This is a genomic window from Novosphingobium chloroacetimidivorans, assembly GCF_014204535.1.
Lineage (GTDB): Bacteria > Pseudomonadota > Alphaproteobacteria > Sphingomonadales > Sphingomonadaceae > Novosphingobium > Novosphingobium chloroacetimidivorans.
On sequence record NZ_JACHLR010000047.1, the window covers coordinates 1 to 8,140 of the forward strand.

Genomic DNA, 8,140 nt, shown 5'->3' on the forward strand with positions numbered 1-8,140 from the left:
ATCGGCAAGCTGCTCGATCGCTTCCTGCCAGACGAATGCGCCAACTTCTTCCAAGCCGCAGGATATCAACGCTCATGCTGAAAATGCTCTAGCGCGTTGCGGGACGGTGCCCAAGAGCTCAATTGTAAGCGTGGAATCTCGCGCGCGCGTTGGCGTAAGGCATAGCATCGTTTAGCTAGCGCCCGACGTTACCTTGGCGGACGGCGCTTTGATCGGCGACTAACCGATACGCTCCAGAGCCTCGTAGGCGATTTCGGACTTCTGCGAACTCCAGATGGCTTAGGGATTGCGCCGCCAATAGGCATAGCAGGGTGCTTCCCGGAGGCGGGCGCCAGTCGCAGCGGGTTCGTAGGGCTCTGCATAGCCCTGGTAGGCGTCAGCTCGGACGATACGACTAGGCCACCGACTTATTATGCCGCACCCAGATACGGATGCAGGCGAGTTGGACTGAGGCGAGGAAGTTGTCGTCGCGTTTGTCGTAGCGGGTTGCGGATGCCCGGAACTGCTTGAGTTTGCTGAAGAAGCGCTCGACGACGTTGCGGTACCGATAGAGGAAGGTGCTGAAGACCGGCCGACGCACGCGAATGGGCATGGGCTTGATGGTAGCCCATGCGCCACGCGCCGCCATCTCAATCCTGAGTGCGTCGCTGTCATAGGCACGGTCGGCGAACAGCACATCGCCATCACCCAGGGTCGCAAGCATGTCGGCGGCGCTGCGCCCATCGTGCGCTTGGCCCGCTGTAAGTTTGAGCGCGATCGCATCCCATTTGGCATCCACCAGCGCGTGGATTTTTGTGGTCAGGCCGCCGCGCGAGCGACCCTTGCAACCGGGTCCCTTTTTCAGTGCCGTTGGCGCCGTGCTGGTGAACCCGGATCGAAGAGGAGTCGATCATCTGTACATCGCCCTCGTAAGCGGCTGACGCAGGTTCCAATATCCTCTGCCAGTGTCCCGCTCGTCACCAGCGATCAAAGCGGTTCAAGCAGGTCGTATGCGGTCCATAGCGCGAGGGAATGTCCGCCCAGGGCGTTCCTGTTCGTAGCCGCCAGAAAATGCCGTTCAGAAGGCGGCCGTCGTCCGCCCGCTTCACGCCACGCACCTTGGTGGGCAGCAATGGCTCGATCACCGACCACTCGAAATCCGTCAGATCAAACCGCGCCATGCTCGTCTTCTTCTCGGAGGACTGAATAACGCATCAGCGGGTTTGGGAGTCCTGTTTATGGTTCTGTGGCCTAGCGCTACCTAGATGAGCCAGCACATGCTTGGCCTCTCAATTGAAGGCACAGCGGTACCCGGCGTCGGGCGGCACGGTGCCGGCCCAAGGGAGCTGATCACAGACATAGAAACACTTCGAACTCTGCATCACACCGTCGACAATACGTTTGGCCTGTCGTTTCGGCAAACTTTAGGACCAGCACGCGAGGAAGGAGACTTCCTTTCGCCATGCTACCCGAGGATCGGTCGGCTCGGAGCCGGCGCCTTGACCATCTTCTCAATGCAACGGCAGGAATTCTTCGGACGTCCGACTGCGATGACCTTGAACTTTGCCGTGATCATCTCTACGACGCGCACGTCCTCGTCGACGAGACTCAGTTCGCCGTCGCAATCCGCACACGTGCTGCCAAGATCGAGCTAGTGGCGCTTGCGCGGTGTATCCGCAGAGACACGCGGCCGGCGCGATGATCCTATTAAGAAAGTGGAGTCGGCAAGCTTGGCCGGCCTTGCACGTCGGGCTCCTTTTGATCACTCGTCCTCAGGCCCTGTCGGACGACGGTGACCAGCACGTCTTCGAGTGCGAGTTCTATCTACAGGATGCTGCCATCGATCTTCTCGGAGAATTCGCCGAATGCCTGCTTCCTGAGCTTGGTGACCTGCATCGCAGCCCTGGACGACAAGGTCACGGGCGCTCAGCGTCGTCGTCAGCTGCACGCCATCAGTCAACGTGGGACGTGTATAAACAGGCCTCACGCTTCTGTACGCGGTCTTGTGCAGCCGCTGGCTGAAAGAGGCGAAGGTGTCATGAGTGCAGGAACCTCGAAACCGGCTTTTGGCAACAAATCGTTCAACGCGGTCATCCAACTCTCCACACGATCCCGTGTCCACAGCACACCGTTTTCGTCAACTCAAGGCAGCTTCAGCGCTGAGAAAGGTGTAAGGTTGACTCACATCCGGTGCATGGCGAACGAGAGTCTGCGCGCTAGCGCGACCGGCGCTTTGCGCATCCCACGCCGCCGCGCCACATTGGGCGCCCAGTCCCTCAACCAGCCCTCGCCCTTGCAGCGGGTCAGGATCGAGTTGGCGGCTTCGTAGACCAATCACCGAGCCATACCGTCGCCGCATTTGGTGATGCGCCCGAGGTGTTGAATCTCTCCTGATGCATATATTCGGGGGTTAGGCCAACGATGGCACCCATGAATTGGAAATTCTTCAAAGCGGGAAACGATGTCAACGCCGGTTCGGAACGCCAACGCTGTCATCGCCTTAGGGCCTAACACGGTCATCAGCAGGCAAGACATGCGATCTGCTCGGGCTGCCGCCAGCAGTTGAGCGCCAAGATCAGCAAGGATGGCTGACCCGTGCTCGTAGGGCATTGAGAAGTGGCTCGGTCATTTTGAGCAGCTCCGCGTCCGTGAGCGTCTCGCGCAGCGGGTTCGTGATCAGCTGAAATTTTCCGGCTCCGATACGATAGCCAAGGGCCTTCCGCGCACCTCCAATGGTATTCAACAGATCCCTGTTCCGCCTCATCATGGACTGGCGATGTCGAAGCAATAGTCGCAGGCGCTGGCTGGCATCGGCTATTACATGGTAGCCTTGAACAGCCCGGGCCTCATCGCTTGAGCGATCAGGCGCGCATCACGTTTGTCGGTCTTGATCGGCGAGGCTTGGCGAACGCGCGCATTTGCTTCACCTCGATGCAGATGGCTGGCAGCTCAAGGTCAGCAAGCCCAGCGTAAAGCTATGGTGCCGACCCAGACCCAATCGCCGGAACGATGCCGCGGCGTCGAGGAGAGCATCAGCAATGATAGCTGGATTACTGGCGACAACCAATTTCCGGATGACGCCGCCGGTCTCATCCACGATGCAAATCGCTGCCTTTACAGTGAGATGTCGCGCCCTGCATAATGGTTCATGAGCGAGTCTCCCAATCACTGTACGGTGTCCATCTTGTGCGTATTCGCGTCTCCTGGGCACGGATTAACTCAGCTCGAGAAGACCGGAAGCATCTGACGCCCAGAGGCGTTTCGCTGCGTCGGCGCGACAGCGGAGGCGGTGATGGGGGACAGTCGGGTTTTTCCAATCTTTCGGACCGGTATTGAGGCGCTCAGCTCGTCCGGCGATTCACTGGAGTGATTGGCGGCAGTAGTCGACTTCGAGGTTTTCCGCGGACCATTGGTCACCCCGCTGCGGCGCAGTTCTCGGAGCAATGGCCGACGACCGCCGTTCGACTCAGTGCTGATGTTTCAAGATACTGGTGTTCCAACCGTTCTACTCGCTATCGGACGAGGCCACGAAGTTTCAGATCAGGGACCGGCTGTTGTTTCAGCGCTCCCTCGGCCTTGGCCTTGACGGCAAGGTGCCGGATGCAACGACGGTATGGCTGCTCCGCAAGCGCCTCGTTAAGCCAAGACGATCGACAAGCTCTTCGCCCGCTTCGATGCCGCGCTGACGAACCGAGACTATCTCGCCATGGCCAGCCCGATCATCGACGCCACCGTTATGCTGGCGCCAAGCAGCGCAACACCCAGGAAGAGAAGACTGCGATAAGGGTAGGCCTGATTCCCCAAGAGCTGGGAGGAAAAGCCAGCCAAGCTGCGGCAAAAGATTCGCGATTCGCTCTGGAGCGCTAAGTACAACAAGACCAAGGTGCGGGACAGCGCCGACCTCAAGGCGTTCAAGCCAGTCGATCTCGCCCTCCCGATGTTCGGCTAAAGAACCATATCGACATCGACCGCACACGTGGCTTGATCCGCACTTGGGATGCCAGCGCCGCCGATGCGCACGATCGCGCATGGCTGCCGGTCCCGATCAGCCTCGCGCGTGTGGGCCGACAGTGCGTACTGCTCCAAGAAGAGCGAGGCCCTCCTCGCCAAGGGCATGTTCACCAGCAACGTCCACCAGCCAAGCCGCAACCCCGGGCCCTGCCCGAGCGCATCGCCTGAGCCAACGCGAGGCGATCGGCGGCGCACTCTGCCGTCGAGCACGTCTTCGCTGGCCAAAAGCACCGCATGGGGCTCATTTTGCGCATCATCGGCATCGCACGTGCACGTACCAAGTCGGCATGGCCAACCTGGCCCACAACATTCAGCGGCTCGCCTCGCTCGAGGAGCGAAGTGCGCCCGCATGATGCCCATGCGGCTCTGAGCGACCACCAGATCTCCGCCAAACAGCAACAACCGACCCGCGATCACGCAACCGACGCTGGTATGATTACTCTACGCGTCGCTCTCACGCCGAAATCGATGGTTCTTCGAGGCGTCCAGCTTCGTCTTCTCGGCCTAAAACCGGGCCACGATGGCCTGAAGAAAAGCCGGGTTCGCAGGAAGAGCAGGCGCCCCGGCTAACATGGTCTTTTCCATGGAAAAACCATCGAAAGGCCAAGCAAAAACAACCGTTCTCCTAGCCGAAAAGCGGCCCGGCGTATTCGGTAGTGCGCCCCAGTTCGGGTGGTCAGTCGAGCCCTTCCTACCGCAACGCGACCCGGGCCAATATCACTCGCCCCTTAGACAGCGGCGAAGGCTCCAACGAACTGCTCGGCTCGAGGGGCGCACTGAACCTGCATAACGCTATAACGAGCCTTAAGACGCAACAGTTGATCCTGAAATCAGGCGAAATCGTGCACAGCCATAGCGCGGCACCGTCCCGCTCCACTTCCTTAAGCCACTCCGCCTCGGTGGACGGCTCTTCGAGGCGTCCAAGCGCCTGGCACAAACCCTTGCCCAAAACTGCAACGGGTTCTCGTCGCTCCACCTCCGTCGCCGCCCAGATCCGCAAAGCCCTACACCTGACCCACACCGCCGCTCCCACACCTACTCTCAGGAGCGCGCTTACAAGCGGTTGCCCACCTGCCCGGCAAGCAGCTATCCAAACGTACATAGGGGGATGCAATAGCGGTACATCGCTCCCGTGAGCGCGTGACGAGCATAACCCATTTAAAACGGTCTTTTCGCAAGTGGCCGCCCCACCCGAACTTCGTACTTCAATAAGTTTACGACACCCGCAACGTTCGCTGACGGACAGACCCAAACAGTTTGATAAGGCGCGCCTTGGCTGCACTTTGCAATGGTAGTTCAAAGCAGTAATAGGAAAATGCGCTTAGCACCAAACTGAGCGCGACGATGCACGCGATTGTAGCTGAGCCGCTTAGATAATAGGGGAGCGTCGATTCTGTAACAAAGTAAATCACTGGGGTATGCAGAAGGTATAGCGAAAAGCTGTATCTGCCCAGTGCACGTCCACATCTATTACCAAATAGCACACGAGAGAAGGGCGTGTCGGCGATAGAAAAAGCAAATACGCAATAACCAATCATGATGGTTCGAGCTGGCTCATAATAGAAACGCGAAAGTCGGTCAGGAACGCCATCTAGGTAGAGCCATTGGTAAAACGCAATAGTTGGGGGTATGACTAGGGAAAACAGTATGCCGACGGCTAGCACCTGAAGTACCGTTGCAGAAAGGGTGCTGACAAAGCTTTGAATAAACGGCCGAATAGCCGCGATGCCAACTCCCAGCAAGAATACGTGCAACTTCGAAATAATGAGCAGCCCTGGAAGCTGATAGCGAAATACAAACAGAACCGCCACGAGAAACGCCGCCAAAAATCCAAACGGCACCCTGATTTTAGACGGTTGATAAACAAGCCACCAGAGTACCGGAAAAATAAAGTAAAATTGGAACTCTGGTGCGATTGTCCAAAACACGGACACGTTGTCAATCATAAGGATGTGTCGAACTGCATCAACGTTATTCATGTAGTATGGAAAATTACCGTCAATCCTACTTATGAAAAAAGACACTATTCCCACCGCATAATATAGTGGGACAACTCTCGATATTCTGGACGCTAAGTAATGGGACAAGTGGCTATAATCGAAAGGCTGCCTCAGGTATAGATGTCCCATCAAAAACCCACTGAGGATGAAAAAAAGTAGAACTCCGTAAGTGCCGATCTGCTGGTGCACTACTCCTATGTCCGCATCTGCTCTAATGTGCGCGAAGACAACTACTGCAGCGGCGAAACCTCGTAGCCCATCGAGAGCAGGGATGTGAGCCTGCCTAAGCTGAGCCCTCCCCTGTTCAGCGCCCTCAACTACAGTAAAGCTTTCACGATTTACACGCATAGTGCTGGCCTGAGCTCTTAATGGCATTCCCACGGAATACCCAGATCATTTACGCATTGCCCGAGGCATAAACCTGTGTCACTAGAAATCTATTCACTGCTCGCTGAGTTGGTGAGCTGGCCCCTGTTTCGTCCGGACACCCTCAGGCATAGAATGGAGGCTTAGGGCTATCCCCTGAGCACATGCTTATGTCTGGATATGAGGTTATCGCTGACGGTGGCCGCCGGCGGTTCTGGTCGGCCGCGGAGAAGCTGCGGATCGTAGAGGAGACGTATTTGCCGGGCATGAACGTGTCGCTGGTAGCCCGGCAGCATGGCATCAGCCGCAGCCAGATATTCACGTGGCGCAGGCTGGTGGCGCAGGGTGCGCCGACCGCAGCCGGTGCCGGCGAGGAGGTCGTGCCCGCCTCCGAGTACCGGGCGCTGCAGAACCAGGTCGCCGAGCTGCAGCGCCTGCTGGCAAGAAGACCATGGAAGCCGAGAACTGCGTGAGGCCGTGTCCCGGGCCGCAGGCCCAAAAAACCTCCTTGTCGGTGCCGGACGTATTCTCCCCAAAAGCGCCGAATGAAAATTCCCCAGTTTTGAGGTGAGCTCCAATCCGCTCCGGGGTTAACCCCGGAGCGGATTGGCATCGATCTTCACGTACCGCTCAATGCCCTTGGGTTGTCCGGGAGAGCGCTGGGTGGTCAGACTTGAGGAAATCGTCATGATCCATGATCTGCGGCGGCAGGGGCTGTCCGTGTCCGCCATCGCGCGCAAGACCGGTCTCGACCGCAAGACCGTGCGCAAGCACCTGGCTGGCGGCGTCACGCCGCCAGCCTACAAACCGCGACCCGAGCGCCCCAGGCTCTTGGAGCCGTTCGAGCCCTATCTTCTCGAGCGGATCACTCAGTATCCCGATCTGTCCGGCAGGCGGCTCCTACGCGAGATCATGGCGATGGGCTTCAAGGGCGGCTACACGTCGGTGACAGATTTCCTGCGGGCGTGTCGGCCTGAGCGGATCAAGCCGTTCGAGCGGCGGTTTGAAACGCCTGCGGGCAGGCAGGCCCAGGTCGACTTTGCCCATTTTCGCGTCGAGTTTGCCGATGAGCCTGGGAGCACCCGGATCGTCTGGCTGTTCTCGATGGTCCTGGGGCACAGCCGGTGGCTGTGGGGGCGTTTCTGCCCGACCCAAGACCTGCAGACCGTCATGCGCTGCCACATCGATGCCTTCGACGCGATGGGCGGCGCGCCGTCAGAGGTCCTCTACGACCGGATGAAGACGGCCGTGATCGACGAGGACGCCGAGGGTGTTGTGATCTATAATCGCTCGCTGGTGGCGCTGCTGGACCACTACGGCGCACTGCCTCGAGCCTGCAGGCCCTACCGCGCCAAGACCAAAGGAAAGATCGAGCGCCCTTTCCGCTACATCCGGCAGGACTTCTTTCTGGGTCGCACCTTCCGGGACGCCGATGATCTCAATGCCCAGTTCCGCGACTGGCTCGACACCGTAGCCAATGCTCGCCTGCATGCGACGACCAAACGGATCGTGTCCGAGCACTTTGCAGAGGAGCAGCCGGCGCTCACCGCATTGCCTGCCGCAGCCTATAACGCGGTGCTGACGGTCGAGCGGCGGGTCAGCCACGAGGGCATGGTCTCGGTCGGCGGTAACCTCTATTCGGTCCCGGACGCTACGCGCAAACGGGTCGTGGAAGTGCAAAACCATCCGCGCGAGATCCGCATCTTCGAGGATCGCAAGCTCATCGCAGTCCATCCGGTACTCGACGGACGCAACCAGCGACGGGTCGATCCTGCCCACAGGCG

General features: G+C 58.8%; 2 protein-coding genes and 4 pseudogenes. 3 read left to right on the forward strand and 3 right to left on the reverse strand.

Annotation, left to right across the window (positions count from 1 at the left end; translation table 11 throughout):
- Positions 1–394 precede the first annotated feature (394 nt).
- Together HNO88_RS21295 and HNO88_RS21300 are read right to left on the reverse strand one after the other, a co-directional pair.
- Positions 395–1,160: pseudogene (locus HNO88_RS21295) on the reverse strand (IS5 family transposase).
- A gap of 284 nt (positions 1,161–1,444) precedes the next feature.
- A pseudogene (locus HNO88_RS21300) lies at positions 1,445–1,603 on the reverse strand (hypothetical protein); the annotation flags it as partial.
- A gap of 1,640 nt (positions 1,604–3,243) precedes the next feature.
- On the opposite strand from HNO88_RS21300, the pseudogene HNO88_RS21305 reads away from it, so the two are divergent.
- Positions 3,244–4,343, forward strand: a pseudogene (locus tag HNO88_RS21305) (IS5 family transposase).
- 861 nt (positions 4,344–5,204) lie between these two features.
- On the opposite strand, the gene HNO88_RS21310 reads toward HNO88_RS21305, so the two are convergent.
- Entirely contained in the window at positions 5,205–6,365 is a 1,161-nt protein-coding gene (locus HNO88_RS21310) for an acyltransferase family protein (RefSeq protein WP_312857155.1), read from the reverse strand.
- A 155-nt stretch (positions 6,366–6,520) separates the two neighbouring features.
- On the opposite strand from HNO88_RS21310, the pseudogene HNO88_RS21315 reads away from it, so the two are divergent.
- Positions 6,521–6,869, forward strand: a pseudogene (locus HNO88_RS21315) (transposase); the annotation flags it as partial.
- Positions 6,870–7,019: 150 nt separating this feature from the next.
- Positions 7,020–8,140 (forward strand): IS21 family transposase (istA, locus tag HNO88_RS21320; protein ID WP_312857154.1); only part of this gene is annotated, 1,121 nt, incomplete at its 3' end.

What these genes read in the sequence shown, in the direction of transcription:
- HNO88_RS21310 (WP_312857155.1), bottom strand. Translation starts at nt 6,365, where the DNA reads ATGCCATTAAGAGCTCAGGCCAGCACTATGCGTGTAAATCGTGAAAGC.